This window comes from Bacillus sp. SRL543 (genome assembly GCF_984799205.1).
Genome location: NZ_OZ481794.1, coordinates 4,643,135 through 4,658,846 on the forward strand (window position 1 = coordinate 4,643,135; position 15,712 = coordinate 4,658,846).

The window sequence follows — 15,712 nt, forward strand, 5'->3', positions numbered from 1 at the left end:
AGATAAAGACAGATAGATTAAGGGAGATGAAGAGATGGCTGGCAAATACTCAATCGGTCAATTTTCAAAGAAAACCGGCACCACGATCAGGACACTCCATTATTATGATGAAATCGGCCTCCTGGAGCCGACCGAAATAACAGACTCCGGACGCCGCTATTATTCAGACCGTGACTTCACCGTACTCCAGCGGATTGTGACACTGAAATACCTTGGCTATTCTCTCGAACAGATCAAAGGGATGCTTCAGAATGAAAAATGGAGCCTGAAGGATTCCCTTGCTTTCCAAAGAGCGGAGATGGTCCGGAAAAAGGAAGAAGTCGAAGGTGTCATCCGGGCGCTGGACCGGGCCCTTTATGTGATGGAGGATCAAGGCGAGGTGGACGCAGGCATCTTTATTTCGCTCATCAACACCATCCACCGGGAGGATGAACAGAAAGAATGGCTGAAAAGCGTCCTCCCGGAGGAAAGAGTAGATTCTATCTATGACATTCCGGAGGAAAAACAGCGGGAATATGAAAGCAGATGGGTCTCCATTTCAATGGGCTTGAAGGAGCTTGCAGGTTCAGACCCTGCAAGCGGGGAAGTGCAGGCTTTAATAAAGGCCATGATGGAGATAGTCGATGAAATCTCGGGAAATGATCCTTCGCTTCTGAAAGAAATCAGTTCGGTGGAGTTGGGCGATGAAGATGACGGCGGCCTTTTCCATATCCCCTTCTCCCCTGAGGAGGAAGAATGGCTTGCGGCTGCACTAGGTCTGTATCTGGAGCAGAAAGGATTGAATTTTTATGAAAAAGAATGAGGAGCCTGAAATCAAGAAAGGAAGCTGGAAAGCATTTTGGAGCCTTCTGAAGGATTCCAAGCCGCCGCGCTGGATCCTGCTGTCGGCCATTTTCCTCAGCATCCTGGAAACCGGGGCCGGTCTGATCGTCCCCCTATTCACCAAATCGATGGTCGACCAGCTGGCCGCTTCCGCTTTGGAGATGAGCGTCGTCCTGCTCCTGGCAGGGGCCTTTATCATCCAGACTGTATCTTCCGGCTTTTCTTATTATTTCCTCAGCTATATCGGGGAGGCGGTTGTTGCATCCATCAGGAGAAAGCTTTGGGGGCAGATCCTCCATCTGCCTGTCCCTTTCTTTGACCAGCAGCAGTCAGGGGAAACGATGAGCCGGGTCACACAGGATACGAATATCGTCAAAAACCTCATTACCCAGCATTTGATTTCATTTCTGACCGGGATCATTTCCATCATCGGCTCCGTGATCATCCTTCTGCTGATTGACTGGAAGATGACGCTTGTGATGATCATTGCCGTACCGCTGGCCATCGCTATGATTATGCCGCTGGGGCAGAAAATGTATAAGATTTCAAGGGCAACCCAGGATGAAATGGCGAGTTTTTCAGGCAATCTCGGGCGTGTCCTTGCCGATATCCGCCTTGTCAAAGCCTATCATGCTGAAAAAGCAGAGCAGGAGAGCGGCGACAAGGGCATACGCCATCTATTTCAGTTCGGGCTGAAGGAAGCGAAAATCCAGTCTGTCATTTCCCCCTTCATGACCTTCATCATGATGTTTGTGCTCGTCATCCTGATCGGCTACGGCGGCGTCCGCGTTGCTTCTGGCGCTCTCTCGGCCGGCTCGCTCGTCGCGATCATCATTTATATGTTCCAGATTGTCGTCCCTTTCAGCCAGATGGCTTCCTTCTTTACGGCATTCCAGAAGGCTGTCGGGGCGACAGAAAGGATCCAGCATATATTTGATACAGAAAAGGAAGTGGATAAAGGCACGGAGGCTGTGGCCAATCCAAGCCAGGATATCACTTTTGAGAAGGTAAGTTTCGCTTACAAAGAAAAGGAAATCCTTGGCGGGGCATCACTGACTGTACCTGCCGGAAAGACCACGGCCATCGTAGGCCCGAGCGGAGGCGGAAAAACCACCCTGTTCGCCCTGCTGGAGCGCTTCTACCTGCCGCAGACAGGCCGGATCCTGCTCGGCGGTCAGGACATCAACTCCTTCCGCCTCCATTCATGGCGGTCAGCCATCGGCTATGTTTCACAGGAAAGCCCGATCATGTCAGGCACCATCCGCGATAATATTGCCTATGGAATGGAGCGCGAGGTGCCGGATGAGGAAATTGAAAGAGCTGCGGGGCTCGCCAATGCTTCGGAATTCATCGATGCCCTGCCTGATGGTTTCGATACACAGGTCGGTGAGCGCGGCATCAAGCTTTCCGGCGGCCAGAGGCAGCGGATTGCCATTGCCAGGGCGCTGATCCGCAATCCCCGCATCCTGCTGCTGGATGAAGCCACATCCAATCTCGACAGCACATCCGAGCATCTTGTCCAGAAAGCCCTGGAGCATCTGATGGAGGGCCGCACCACCCTTGTGATTGCCCACCGGCTTTCCACCGTTGTGGATGCCGATCAGATTGCCGTGCTGGAAAACGGAAGCATTACCGGGACCGGCACACACCGGGAGCTGTATGAAAAACATTCTTTGTACAGGGAGCTCGCAGAGCAGCAGCTGTCAGACCGCTCTGCCGCCTCAGGAGGCTGACTTTTCAGGTCAGTCTCTTTCTTTATAAATATATTCTTTGGGAAAAAGGTTTAAAAACAAGGGAATCCGTGGAATTTAAGAGATGTGGGTTGGCAATTCATACAGGATGAATTAAAATAACCTTTGTCTTATAAATATAAATTGTATTAAGGGTGAATGTTTTGACAGAATCTGCAGCGAGGAAAAAAGCATCAGGAAAAAGCTTTATGATCTTCCTCATTCCTTCATTGATCGGTATCAGCTTATTTATGCTTCCTATTTCTTATAAAGGCGAAGTGACCATTCCAATCGCCATCTTATCGGGCCTTGTCCAGGACCTTCTGGCAGCCTATCTGCCGGCCATCATGACCGTGATCATTTTTCTGACTTTTGCAGGTACACTGCTGGCCAAGCTTGTAAAGCCCGCCTTCATCCGCAAAAGTGCGTTTTTCACTGCCCTGTTTGATGTTCCGGCCATCTGGTTTGCGGCAAGAGTGCTCGGCGCCATCTTTGCCTTAATGACTTTTTACCAGATCGGCCCTGAATGGGTATGGTCTGAGAATACAGGAGGGCTGCTTCTTTTTGATCTGCTCCCTGTTCTATTTTCAGTGTTTCTATTTGCGGGATTATTCCTGCCGCTGCTTTTGAACTTTGGACTGCTCGAGCTTTTCGGCTCCCTCCTGACGAAAGTGATGAGGCCTCTGTTCAGGCTGCCGGGACGCTCTTCGGTTGACTGTGCGGCATCCTGGCTCGGCGATGGCACGATCGGTGTCCTTTTGACGAGCAAGCAGTATGAGGAAGGCTTTTATACGAAAAGGGAAGCGGCCGTCATCGGCACAACTTTCTCTGTTGTCTCCATTACCTTCAGCCTTGTTGTTATCTCCCAGGTGGATTTGGGGAGCTATTTTGTTCCATTCTATCTGACCGTCCTCATAGCCGGGATTGTGGCAGCCCTTATCTGTCCGAGAATTCCGCCGTTGTCGACCAAGCCTGACACCTATGTTACAGAGGATGCTCCCCAGCTTGATGAAACGATTCCGGAAGGCTATTCACCTCTTAGCTGGGGTATAACACAGGCAACAGCCAAAGCGGCAGCAAACCGCGGCATCCTGCAATTCTTTGAACAGGGTGCGAAAAATATCCTCGATATGTGGATGGGTGTGGCGCCGATCGTCATGGCGCTCGGCACATTGGCGCTGATTGTAGCGGAATTCACGCCGATCTTCAAGGTGGCTGGCATGCCTTTCATACCTCTCCTGGAGCTTATGCAGGTGCCTGAGGCGAAAGCAGCATCAGAGACGCTTGTAGTCGGATTTGCCGATATGTTCCTGCCTTCTGTTATTGGAAGCGGGATTGAGAGCGAGATGACCCGCTTTATCGTCGCCTGTACATCCGTGACCCAGCTGATTTATATGTCAGAAGTCGGGGGACTCCTGCTTGGAAGCAAGATCCCTGTCTCATTGAAGGACCTGATCATTATTTTCCTTGAACGGACGATCATTACCCTGCCGGTCATCGTGCTGGCAGCACATCTTATTTTTTAACGAAGAGAAGACCCCTTCAGGATGGCTGAAGGGGTCTGTTTTATTTGATAAGAAAGTATATCTTTTAACTCTGAATGCTGTCTAGCCGCTGCGCTTGCACATTTCTTATCAGGTACAGCGGAAGGAGCGGATCCGATTGGTGTCTGTGCCATAATACTCCCAGCGGAATCCTCTCCACCTCCAGCCGGCGACAGAAGTCCTGCCGACGAATGTTGGATAGAACCAGAAGCTTCTGCCATTATTCAGCCATAGATAGGTGAAGCGGTATAAACAGCCTCTGATGGCGCCGGGATCGACGGCAAACACGGAGGCGGACTGAGTCTGAAGCTCAGGGGTGAAGGATGGCGGCGGTGAGCTCGGCGGTCCTCCCGCCTGCCCCTGTCCTTCGCCTCCTCCAGGAAAACCGGGCTGGCCTCCTCCGCCTGGGAAGGGCTGCCCGCCGCCTCCCGGAAAGCCAGGCTGCTGGCCCGGGAATGGCGTTCCGCCTGGAAAACCGGGCGGGAAAGGAATGCCAGGCTGGCCCCCGCCCCCTGGAAATAGATTGAATCTAGCCGGCGGCTGCTGCGGATCTGCCTGTGGCAAAGGATAATACTGGCCTTGATAAGGGTAATAATTCAATGAGTCGTTCCCCTTTCTGCTTTCAGTTAATCGGCATAGATCGGATGAGGGGTTTCAATACGGAGAATTTTCTCCTCAATACTGCCGCGGATAGTGTCCACAATCGAATAATCCATGGATTCTGAATAAATCTTCTCCAATTCATCATTCAGCCTCTTGGCGTCTGCCAGATAGCCTGTTGCCTCTGTCATCTTCGCTTTATATTTGGCTGCGATTTCTTTAATTTCATCAGCAAATATTTCATCGGTTCCAGGGGCGATCAGCTGTTCATACATATCAATGATTTCATCCCCGTCCCTGCTCGGGAAATATTCATGGGGGGCAGTGCTGTCGAATATGGCGAGGCCAAGTTCGCGGATGATCAGCATGTCAAGGCTATTGGGATCAAAGCCGCAATGATAAACCTCAATGTCAAAGCCGCGCTTTTCTGCCTCAGCTGCCAGCTTTTTCAAAAGCGTTGACTTCCCTGAGCCGGGACGGCCTTTGATGAAGTAACGCTTATGGATATCGAGAGTCAGGTTCGGGATGCAGTCAACCGCTCCCTTTGGCGTGGCAGCACCTAAGAACCGATGCTTGACGGAAGATAGCTTATTCAGGGTCATTTTTCCGTAAAATACTTGAATCAGCTTTGAAGTAAGCTGGTTTGCCTTCTCAAAATCCATGCTGTCGATATAGAATTTCTCCCAGTCATCATGGATTTTCAGCGCCTCTGCAAAAGTGCTGTATGCCTGTTTATAGCAAATTTCAATCTTGCTGTTGAGCCTGAGTATCTTCCCTTTCTGGGTGGCCAGCTGGGCTGAGTCCCACGCTTCCCCAAGGTTGACATACTCCTCTATGGCACCAGGCGCTTTCGGTTCAATGACCTGTGGCGCAGTGCCGTCTACAATCCCGATCTTCAGAGCAGGAATGATCACACCGCTGACAGAGTCATTGTCTGAGGGACTGTGAAGAAGCTCAATGTTAAAGCCTTTATCAAGCCATTTGCTGCCGATTTCTTTCATGAGTGTCGATTTCCCTGTGCCTGGGCCGCCCTTAAGTATGAATAAACGCGATAAATCCTGGAGATTGGATTCATATAGGCTGTGGAAGCCTCTTGCGGTATTGCCGCCTGCAAAATAATCGATAATTTTTCCAGCCACATTCACACATCCTTTTTCAGTTGATTGCTGAATGGTCCTACCTCTTTACTGTATGCCGGGACGGCCGTATGGGTGAACGCCTATGTGCAGAAATTTGCTGTCAATGGATGTACTTTTTCAGGGACAAAATAAAAAGCCCCTTACAGTGCAGAGGCTTTTAGGTGCTGCTATTTTTTTGCAAGATCCTTCCATTCGGCTTTGATCAGTTCCTTCAATTCTTCAGGCGCCAGTTCAATCTGAAGCCCAATCTTCCCTCCGCTGACAATGATGCTTTCAAGCTGCTCTGCCTGTCTGTCGATGAAGGCCGGGTACAGCTTTTTCATGCCAACAGGCGAGCACCCGCCGCGGATATAGCCGGTGAACTTCTGGATGTCCTTCACAGGAATCATTTCCACCTTTTTCTCTCCTGCCGCCTTCGCTGCCTTTTTGAGCTCCAGCTCTGCTTCTACCGGAACAAGGAAAACATAAATATTCTTGCCGGCCTGTGCGACAAGTGTTTTGTAAACCAGTTTCGGATCCCTGCCGATTTTCCCGGCAACCGAAACCCCGTCAATCTTGCCGTCCTTACTGTCATAGGATAATGAATTGTACTCCAGCTTTGCTGCATCCAGCAGTCTCATTGCATTTGTCTTTCCCTGGGCCATAGGTATTCCCTCCTGAAGCCTTTTCTTTATAGTAGCATTTCCAATCGGTTCCAGGCACCTGTGAAATAGGAAAAAACCCTTCCCATTGCGGGAGGGGTTGTTTTGGGAACTGGTATATAGGTGGTATAGGTGCCTGTCACCCCAAGCGGTATACCCGCGCTTCATAAGGCTTCAGCACAACGCTTTCCCCTTCCGCCTCTTCTGCCGGATAGTTGTTCAGCAGCAGATTCTCTGGCTTTAAGGCAAAATCGCTTGTAAAAACGGCTTCTTTAGCAGACAGGTTGGTGATGACAATGACCTGTTCGTCTTCCGAAGTGCGTGTATAGGCGTAGATCTGCTTATCTTCTTCAAGCAGCAGGTCATATTGTCCGTAGGTAAAGACTTCATTGGCTTTTTTCAGGGAGATCATTTTTTTATAGAAGAACAGAATGGACTTTTCATCTTTTTCCTGCTTTTCAACATTGATGTCTGTGTAATTGCTATTTACCTTCATCCAGGGACTGCCGCTGCTGAAGCCTGCATTGGCTGTGCTGTCCCACTGCATCGGCGTCCGGCTGTTGTCCCGTGATGAAGCCCAGATGATCTCCATGATTTCCTGGTGGCTCTTGCCTTCTTCTGTTTTAAGCTTGTAAAGATTCTTTACGGCCACATCGTCATAATCATCAATTGAAGGGAACTGGACATTCGTCATTCCAATTTCCTGGCCCTGGTAGATGAAAGGCGTCCCCTGCATCAGGAAGTACATGGCTGCCATCGAGGTGGCGCTTTCCCGCCAGAATTCCCTGTCATTCCCCCATGTTGATACAACGCGCGGCTTATCATGGTTTTCAATGAACAATGCATTCCAGCCGTCCTTCTCAAGGCCTTTCTGCCAGCGGGTCAGCACTTTTTTCAGCTCAACGATATCAAGCTCAGGATTTGTTTCCGCATCCCATAGCCCAAGATGCTCAAACTGGAAGATCATATCCATTTTCCCGTTTTCAGAGCCTACCCACAGGTCTGCTTCGTCCACTGCAACGCCGTTTGCTTCACCGACAGACATGCTGTCATAGTTCGCATACGTCTTTTCCTTGAACTCCTGAAGGAAATCATGGATGCCTTCCTGGTTCATATGCATATCAAAGGAAGAGACATACTTCTTATTTTCCGGATTCGGCAGGTCAGGCATGCCGGGGCGTTTCTTGATATGGCTGATGGCATCAATCCTGAATCCATCGATTCCTTTTTCCAGCCACCAGTTCACAACATCATAAAGCGCCTCGCGGACCTCGCTGTTTTCCCAGTTTAAGTCCGGCTGCCTTCTTGAGAACACATGGAGGAAATATTGCTGCGTCAATTCATCCCATTCCCATGCAGAGCCTCCGAAAATACTTTCCCAGTTATTCGGTTCAGCACCCTGTCTGCCGTCGCGCCAAATGTACCAGTCCCGCTTGGGCGAGGTCTCGGAAGAACGCGATTCAATGAACCACGGATGCTCATCACTCGTATGATTGAGGACCAGATCGATGATCAGCTTCATCCCCCGCTGATGCACTTCCTCGAGCAGCCTGTTAAAATCGGCCATCGTCCCGAAATCCTCCATGATGTCCTGATAATCGGAAATATCATAGCCGTTGTCATCATTGGGCGATTTATAGACAGGACAAATCCAGATCACATCGATGCCAAGGTCTTTTACATAATCAAGCCTTTCAATGATTCCCTGAAGATCGCCTATGCCGTCTCCGTTTGAATCCTGAAAGCTGCGCGGATATATTTGATAGCCTACTGCTTCTTTCCACCAAATTTTTTTCATCATAACACCCTCAAGTAAGTTAATATTTGTATGCGCAAACGTTTGCATTAAACCGCAAAAAAAATCGCATACGTCTATATGTAGTGTAACGCTTACATTGAATTTATTCAATATGAAAGTGAAGCGGCGCCATAGGAAAATATGACCCTTTGGCAATATAATCAGAGAATATGCCTTCTAGGAATCACGATAATAAAAAGCCAGCAAAAAACCGGCCATCTCTTTGGATGCCGGTTTACACAGCTTCAGCGGCCTCTGCCTCAAGCAGCTCCATATAGGGCTGAAGCGAATGATAGATAATGGTTTTTACAAAAGCCATATTAATATGCCCCAATAATTTTTCTGCAAATTCCCACGCATTTTCTTCAATGCGGAGGGCAAGCCGGTTTCTTTCTGATGAAGTCGCTGCAAGGTCGGAACGGTCTGCGAGCTCCCCGAGCTCCCGGTCTTCGGCATGGCCGATTTCATGTGCGCAAACGACTGCAAAATATTCTTCGAAATGATCAAGCGAGGAAAAAATCTGCAGGCACTGCTTTTTGATTTCCTCAATATATAATGTAATGGTATGGGTCCCCATGCTGTATTTTCCACCTGCAAAACGGTTTCCCCCGAAATAATCCTCCAAAACGACAGCGGCCGTGCTCCCTGCTTTTTCCAGGAGCCCATCAACGATTTGTTCAAGCCTTTTATTCGTCAATTCCTACACCTTTCTTTGCAAATAAGCTAATAATCCATTACAGCGAAAGGAAGGGAAACAAATCCTTTACCCCTTTAACTCTGTAATGAAACATTATCTTACCATTATTTTTGTGACTTTGCACCCTTTTTATCCATATACTGTATGGCACAGCAGAACGGAACAGGAGGGATACCGGAAACATGAAGCCATCATATCAGGATGCACTTGCTTTTTTCGGAATGGGCGGCGCTCACCCGGGCGGCTTAGCTTTGACGAAGAGAGTTTTAGGGATGGAACAGCTCTCAGGCAAGGCAAAGGTGCTTGATGCAGGCTGCGGCACCGGGCAGACAGCTGCCTTCATAGCCAAATCCTTCAACTGCCACGTAACAGCGATCGACCGCCATCCACTGATGATCGGCCAGGCAAAGAAGAGATTTGCCCAGGAAGGGCTGCCAGTCACTGCTCTCAGGGAAAATATTGAAAATTTATCTTTTGCTGATAATAGCTTTGACTATATTATCGCCGAATCTGTCATTATTTTTACCAGCATTGAACAATCTTTGAAAGAAATTAAACGGGTACTCAAACCAGGCGGGATTTTCCTCGACCTTGAGATGACGGCAGAGGAGCCATTGAATCCTCAGGAGAAAACCCAAATTCAGAATGTATACAGCATCAAGCGCCTGCTGACAGAGGGAGAATGGCTGCAGACTTATGCATCAGAAGGTTTCCGGTCCCCAAGGACGGTAGCGGCCAACTCCATTTATACTGAAATCATCAACTCGCCATGGGATCAGCAGCCGGAAATCGCCAATCCCCACCTCATCAATCCCAAGTATGAGCATATACTGATTGAGCATCAGAAACTCCTGGCCATCTATGCTGAGCGCCTGGGATACCGGGTGTACCGGATGCAGAAATAGCCGTGATTATACAATCTATGCATAAAGCGGGCATTGTATGTATAGTGTCCACCCGGGAAGCACAGCAGCATCCGAGGTGTTCATTATAGTGAACGAACGAGCATAAAGAGACCCCAGCCTTCAGTAAAGCCGGGGTCCCTTTATTCATTTTTTATTTTCCCTCCGCCAGAATAGACTTATGAATCCAAATCGCCGCCTGTGATCCGTCCCCCATTGCAATGGTCACTTGTTCTGAATGGGCAACCACATCTCCTGCCGCCCAAACATTCTTTACATTGGTCATCTTGGAACGTGGATCGACATTAATATGCTTGTTTTCCAGCCTTTCAACCCCAAGCTGCTTGGCCAGGTCCGACTTGACTTCATTTCCTCCAAAAGCCGTAAAGCCCCGCTCCCCCATAACCCTCTGGCCATTCTCAAGCAGAAATCCCCGGATGTTCGGCCCGTCTGCAATTGCTTCCTGGATCGGCTCTTCCATGTATTCAATATTCAGCTCGCGCAATTTGTCCATCAGCTCCCCGCTGACTTCCCGCTTCTCATGATTGATAAAGACCAATTCGCCTGTCCAGTAGGAAAGTGTGACAGCCATATTAGCCCCAGGAATGCCAGAGCCGATCACAATCGTCCTTTTATCTTTCACCTCATAACCGTCACAGTCCGGACATACATACACACTGACGCCGAGCGTTGGATAAAGATTCGGAAATTCCGGGATCCTGTCCATAACCCCTGTTGATAAAAGCAGCCTTTTGGACTCCAGCTGCCCGCCGTCCTCAAGGGTAATTTTAAACTGACTTTCCTCTTTTTCTGCCTTCTCTGCTTTTCCCAGCTTAAATTCGACTCCAAGCTTTTCTGCATGAGACCGCCCGATGTCCCTGAGCTCCTGGCCGCTTACCCCATCTGGATATCCGAGGATATTATGATAGCTTTTGCAGATGGTCGACCGGCCATGGTTTGAGTCGACAACCAGCACCCTGTGCTTATACCTTCCCAATTGAATCGCAGCCTGCAGGCCGGCAATCCCTCCGCCGATGATGATGCAATCGTGTGTCATTAGATGGCCTCCTTGCGCCTATTAGGTATTTATAGGTAATTTACCCGCATCAGGGCTCTATTAACGCACGGAAACGCAATTTTGGCTGCCGGCAATATCATTGAGGTATATAATCATGCTGACAGCCCTCCTCCAGACAGCTTTAATGGAATTGTCAAAAAATAATAACATTCACCCAAAGAATTCATTCCAGAAAATGTTACACTATTTAAAACCATCTGTTTTGATCGGAGGAGTTATGAAACCTAAAAAGACACAAAGACTTGTCATGAGATCGATTATTTTAATGGCTCTATTCCTGGCAGCAGGATACACTTTGTACCAGAATGTTCTTTCAAAAGAATCCGGTACAAAAGCGATGCTTCACGAAAAAGCACCAGATTTTGCGCTTCAAACACTGGATGGCAAGAAGACAAAATTAAGTGAATACAGCGGAAGGCCCGTCTTGATTAACTTTTTCGCCACCTGGTGCGCACCCTGCAAGAACGAAATGCCAGCAATCCAGTCCACCTACGAAGAATATAAAGAAGATGGGTTTGAGGTGCTGGCAGTCAATCTGAGCGAACCAAAAATTTCGGTAAAAAACCTGCAAGAGCAATTAGGTATAGACTTCCAAATCCTTTTAGACAAAAATAATGCAGTTGAAAGCATGTACGATGTTTATAAGATTCCTTCAAGCTTCTTTATAGATTCTTCCGGTAAAATCGCCAGAGTGTATGAAGGAGAAATGAGCAGTGAGAATCTGAATGACTGGGTAAGTGAATTGGTAGATTAGAAACGCCCGTCTATTTTCGCGCCATCAGTATAACTTCTATAAAAAAAAGAGACAGGCCATTTTGCGCGCCTGTCTCTTTCTTCATCCTATTTATTCATATGAGCAAGAAAATCACCAAGAAGGTCTTCCATGCTTTCTTCTTCCTGGTCCCCGTTTTCAGCCGAACGGTCTATTTGTACACTTGACCAATCCATATCATCCAGATCGTCATCAGCATCTGCCGTGAACACAGGCAGCTCTTCCTCTTCTTCCTGTTCTGGAGGTAATGGAAGGGGAGCATCAGCCTTGTTGAAGGGCTTCTCTTCCCTTTCCTTCTGTTCCTGCAGATAAAGGGCTTCATCGATATCGGTCGATTTGCTGTTCAAGCTGGCAAGCAGCGCCGCAGACCTGACCGGGTCTGTGATCAGCTGGTAGATGATGCTTCCGAGAAGGGCTTCAGAGTGCTCATGCTTGAGCCAGTCGCGCTGCATCTTGCTGAGCGCCTTCGGCAGCGGGATCGTGACTGTTTCCTGTTCCTTTTTGACTGATTGGCTGACACCCTGCATGACATAGTCGGCAATCCTGCTGGAAAAATTCCTTTTTTCAGCTTCTTTAAGCTTTTGCAGCTGTTTAACTAAGTATTCCGGGGTATCAGAAGGTACACGAAACGCGATCGTCTGGCCTCTTTCGATCCCCTTGGATGAAGATTTTGTCATGTTACCACCTTATTTTTATGCTTTTACCGGCTTTTTCTCATCCTGCTTCTCCGGCTTGGATGTTCTCTTCAAATGGTCGGCAACCAGCTTGTAATACGCGTTCGCCATCATCCAGATGCTTTCTTTTTCATCCTCAAAGAAGTCGATATTGTATCCATCAAGGCTGTTGTTCAGCGATTTGATATATTCCTTCAATACAGCAGAACCTCCGCCGACGAAATAGCAGATCTCTGTCTGCGAATTTTTCAGCCAAACATTGCGGAGCAGGCGGTATTGTTTTTTGGCAAGGTCGAAAAGGATGCGGTCCGTGATGTCATGGACGCTTGTCCGGCTTCCCTTCACCATGATATGGTTGCGGTCATTTTTCTTGGTGATGATTTCCACCACATCACGGCGGCTGTCAAGCTCAACGCCATGCTTGGACCTGATTTCCTCACGGATCATTTCCAATGATTCCGACACGCCCAGGTTGAAGCCCTGCGCCTTATCATCATCAACTGTACGGTTCTTGATCACAGCGATATCAGTGGAAAGGCCTCCGATATCCTGGATCAGGATGCGCTTGTCGATCAGTTCTTTATTGATGATGTTCAGGTCGTTATCCATCACAAGATTGATGAAAGCCGCGAAGCCTTCCGGATAAACCTTCACATCGCTGAATTTCAGATTAACTTTAATGCCCTGGTATTTAGGAGTCACAAGGAACTCTACCTGATGCACAGATCCGAGCAGCTTTGAACGGTAGCCCGCATCTTTCCCTTCCTTCACTTCACGGAGAGGGAGCCCAGTGCCCAAGATGTAATCAGTATCGATAATATTGTTATTTTTCGGGAACAAACCTGCATTTTCTTCTCTTACCGCATCAAGGGCAAGTGAAACGAAAAGCATGACAAGCGTCTGGTCTTCCTCGGATTTACTGCTGCCTGGATCCAGCTCGGAAGCATTATCGCTTTTAGTCGCCAGTGTTCCGACACGATAGATTGCATTATTGTCTTTTAATGCTGGGGAATGAACTTTAACATGAATCCCGTCCAAAGGTTCTTTGCTGTCTAATTCTTCTATTCCGATTACCGGTCTGTCCGCAACATCCCTTGCAATGACATTCGGTATATTCAATTCATAATCCAATTTTCCGAATAAGGCTTTCAGTGAATCATTGCCTACGTCTACTGCTGCTATTCTCGGGTTCTTCAAATCTACCATTCCTTTCACATTGTACCTTGCTTATCGTACAAGCAATTACCTTAAGCTTAATTAATATTTGGCAAATATTCAATGAGTTTCATATAAAGTAATATAAATGTTAGATTGTAAACATTACGCAAACTTCATCGTAAGCATAGAAAATGTTGACATGACAACATCTAAACAACTTTGTAAACTTGTAAACATTTTTATAAACACCTTGTATACATTTTGTTTGCAAGTTTACATTATTGTTTTCATTTGCAAACATATATGTAAACAAGTATACAATTGTGTTTTCAAACCATTTACTTCCATTTTCCCTTTTCAAAAATCTCTTCTCCCCTCCCCTCTCAAGAACTTTCTTCAGTAAAAAACAGTCCTCTTGACGACCGTTCCAACAATAGGATAATTTTAATACATTAACAGTTTACTAGACAAAAGGAGAGCTTGATGAAGATGCTTAATTGCCGCGAAGAAACTTTGGCTTTTACGAAACAGCTAGTCAATATTGAAAGCATAGTGAATACAAATGGCGAGAAGGTGATTGCCCATTCTTTATATACACTGCTATCCTCGTTCCCCTATTTTGCGGAGAACAGCGGACAGCTCGTTATAGAGCAGACGATAGATGATGAATTGGAACGGTATAATGTACTGGCTTTTGTAAAAGGTACAAAAAAGATAAACAGCCGGACAGTCATTCTGATGGGCCATATGGATACGGTGGGAATCGATGATTTCAACCAGCTCCGTGATGCAGCCTGCGACCCTGATCAGCTTGCAGACCTGTTCAGGAATGAAGAACTCCCTGCCGGAGCAAAGAAACAGCTTGAATCCGGCGACTGGATGTTTGGCAGAGGTGTGCTTGATATGAAGAGCGGGCTTGCAAGCCATCTCTTTCTTTTAAAATACTATTCTGAGCATCCGGAAGAACTGGAAGGAAATCTGGTATTCCTGGCTGAATGTGATGAAGAGGACGGTTCACATGGAGTCCTGTCTGCTTTGAAGACATTGAAAAAATGGAAAGATGAGTATAATTTCCATTATGCTGCGGCAATCAATGCTGACTTTGTCTCCCCGCGCTTCGAGGGAGATACAAACCGTTATATCTACAAAGGAACAGTTGGAAAGCTGCTCCCCTCTTTCTTCATAACAGGTGCCGAAACACATGTCGGCTCCTGCTTTGAAGGGCTGGATCCGAATTTCCTAGCTGCTGAACTGACAAGGCAGATCAGCTACAACCCGGAACTAAGCAATGAGGCGCTAGGGGAAACGACCGTTCCTCCGGTATCCCTGAAGCAGACAGACCTGAAGCCTTCCTATACCGTACAGACTGCGCTGAGTGCCTATGTCTACTATAATTTCTTCATTCATTCCTGGTCGCCGAAGGAAGTACTCGAGAAGCTGAGGGAGCAAGCCCACATCGCCTTTAGCAGTGCGCTCTCTTCCTTTGAGCAGCGGAACAGGCAGTTCGCTGAATTAAGCGGGGAACCATATGCGAAGATGCCTTGGCAGCCTCGCGTCTATACGTATGAAGAAATGCACAAGATGCTTGTGGAAGAAAATGGACAGGCATATATAGAACAAATGGAAGATTTTAAAGAAGAACTTCTTCTTGATAAGGAACTGGATACAAGGATGTATGCCGCGAGAGTCGTTGAAGAAGCCTGGAAGTGGATGAGAGATAAAAGCCCGGCGATGATTCTTTTCTACTCTTCTTTATACTCGCCGAGAATTGAGCTGTCTGGGCAAACCGAGGATGAGAGAAGGCTTATTGATGCCTTGGATCAGGCAGTGGAAGAAATCCAGCCTTCCTACCCTCATCCAATCATCGCCAAGAATTTTTTCCCTTATATATCTGATATGAGCTTTATAGCGCTCAGCGATGATGAAGCAGGAATCAATGCTGTATCTGACAATAACCCTGGCTGGGGCACGAAGCATTATGTAGAATACAGCGATATCCGTGAGCTCAATGTACCTGTCATCAATATAGGGCCATACGGACTGGATGCCCATAAAAAGCTTGAGCGCATGGAAATGAAGTATTCGCTTGAGATTGCCCCTAACCTGACAAACCGGGTGATTCAGCAGGTATTAAGAGGCTAGGTTTCCTGGGAAATG

14 protein-coding genes are annotated in these 15,712 nt (G+C 47.6%); 6 read left to right on the forward strand and 8 right to left on the reverse strand.

Features of this window, described 5'->3' with window-relative positions; genetic code table 11:
* Positions 1-34: 34 nt before the first annotated feature.
* The 3 genes from AC4E8B_RS23495 to AC4E8B_RS23505 all read left to right on the forward strand — a co-directional run bounded on the left by AC4E8B_RS23495 (position 35) and on the right by AC4E8B_RS23505 (position 4,078).
* Positions 35-802: a MerR family transcriptional regulator gene (locus AC4E8B_RS23495; protein WP_490215954.1), complete on the forward strand. Its 768-nt coding sequence runs from the start codon at positions 35-37 to the stop codon at positions 800-802.
* Positions 789-2,555 carry an ABC transporter ATP-binding protein gene (locus tag AC4E8B_RS23500; protein WP_490215956.1) on the forward strand — a complete coding sequence of 589 codons (1,767 nt, stop codon included), beginning with the start codon at positions 789-791 and terminating at the stop codon, positions 2,553-2,555. Before AC4E8B_RS23495 ends, AC4E8B_RS23500 begins: the two co-directional genes overlap by 14 nt.
* A 206-nt stretch (positions 2,556-2,761) precedes the next feature.
* The gene (locus tag AC4E8B_RS23505; RefSeq protein WP_490219865.1) at positions 2,762-4,078 is read left to right on the forward strand and encodes a YjiH family protein; all 1,317 of its coding nucleotides are present in this window, start codon (positions 2,762-2,764) and stop codon (positions 4,076-4,078) included.
* A gap of 108 nt (positions 4,079-4,186) precedes the next feature.
* On the opposite strand, the gene AC4E8B_RS23510 is transcribed toward AC4E8B_RS23505, so the two are convergent.
* The 5 genes from AC4E8B_RS23510 to AC4E8B_RS23530 all read right to left on the reverse strand — a co-directional run bounded on the left by AC4E8B_RS23510 (position 4,187) and on the right by AC4E8B_RS23530 (position 8,971).
* Positions 4,187-4,696 (reverse strand): hypothetical protein, encoded by a 510-nt coding sequence (locus AC4E8B_RS23510; protein ID WP_490215957.1) that lies wholly within the window; start codon positions 4,694-4,696, stop codon positions 4,187-4,189.
* Positions 4,697-4,722: 26 nt separating this feature from the next.
* A complete protein-coding gene (locus tag AC4E8B_RS23515) occupies positions 4,723-5,835 on the reverse strand; it encodes a PRK06851 family protein (RefSeq protein ID WP_490215959.1) in 1,113 nt (370 codons plus the stop codon).
* Between the two features lie 167 nt (positions 5,836-6,002).
* Positions 6,003-6,479, reverse strand: a complete 477-nt coding sequence (gene ybaK, locus AC4E8B_RS23520) for a Cys-tRNA(Pro) deacylase (protein ID WP_490215961.1) — start codon at positions 6,477-6,479, stop codon at positions 6,003-6,005.
* Positions 6,480-6,615: 136 nt separating this feature from the next.
* The gene (locus tag AC4E8B_RS23525; RefSeq protein WP_490219866.1) at positions 6,616-8,274 is read right to left on the reverse strand and encodes a glycoside hydrolase family 13 protein; all 1,659 of its coding nucleotides are present in this window, start codon (positions 8,272-8,274) and stop codon (positions 6,616-6,618) included.
* A gap of 235 nt (positions 8,275-8,509) precedes the next feature.
* Positions 8,510-8,971, reverse strand: coding sequence for a hypothetical protein (locus tag AC4E8B_RS23530; RefSeq protein ID WP_490215962.1), 462 nt, complete (start codon positions 8,969-8,971; stop codon positions 8,510-8,512).
* Between the two features lie 182 nt (positions 8,972-9,153).
* Here AC4E8B_RS23530 and AC4E8B_RS23535 point away from each other — a divergent pair, with 182 nt between their 5' ends.
* The gene (locus AC4E8B_RS23535; protein WP_490215964.1) at positions 9,154-9,876 is read left to right on the forward strand and encodes a class I SAM-dependent methyltransferase; all 723 of its coding nucleotides are present in this window, start codon (positions 9,154-9,156) and stop codon (positions 9,874-9,876) included.
* A gap of 151 nt (positions 9,877-10,027) precedes the next feature.
* Here the strand turns inward: AC4E8B_RS23535 and AC4E8B_RS23540 are convergent, their stop codons facing one another.
* Positions 10,028-10,930 carry an NAD(P)/FAD-dependent oxidoreductase gene (locus AC4E8B_RS23540; protein WP_490215966.1) on the reverse strand — a complete coding sequence of 301 codons (903 nt, stop codon included), beginning with the start codon at positions 10,928-10,930 and terminating at the stop codon, positions 10,028-10,030.
* Between the two features lie 238 nt (positions 10,931-11,168).
* Here AC4E8B_RS23540 and resA point away from each other — a divergent pair, with 238 nt between their 5' ends.
* The gene (resA, locus tag AC4E8B_RS23545; RefSeq protein ID WP_490215967.1) at positions 11,169-11,705 is read left to right on the forward strand and encodes a thiol-disulfide oxidoreductase ResA; all 537 of its coding nucleotides are present in this window, start codon (positions 11,169-11,171) and stop codon (positions 11,703-11,705) included.
* 86 nt (positions 11,706-11,791) lie between these two features.
* Here the strand turns inward: resA and AC4E8B_RS23550 are convergent, their stop codons facing one another.
* Both AC4E8B_RS23550 and AC4E8B_RS23555 read right to left on the reverse strand, forming a co-directional pair.
* The gene (locus AC4E8B_RS23550; protein WP_490215969.1) at positions 11,792-12,400 is read right to left on the reverse strand and encodes a hypothetical protein; all 609 of its coding nucleotides are present in this window, start codon (positions 12,398-12,400) and stop codon (positions 11,792-11,794) included.
* Positions 12,401-12,415: 15 nt separating this feature from the next.
* Positions 12,416-13,594 (reverse strand): Alp7A family actin-like protein, encoded by a 1,179-nt coding sequence (locus tag AC4E8B_RS23555; protein ID WP_490219867.1) that lies wholly within the window; start codon positions 13,592-13,594, stop codon positions 12,416-12,418.
* 450 nt (positions 13,595-14,044) lie between these two features.
* Here AC4E8B_RS23555 and AC4E8B_RS23560 point away from each other — a divergent pair, with 450 nt between their 5' ends.
* Complete coding sequence (locus tag AC4E8B_RS23560; RefSeq protein WP_490219869.1) at positions 14,045-15,697, forward strand: M20/M25/M40 family metallo-hydrolase; 1,653 nt, start codon at positions 14,045-14,047, stop codon at positions 15,695-15,697.
* Positions 15,698-15,712: the final 15 nt, after the last annotated feature.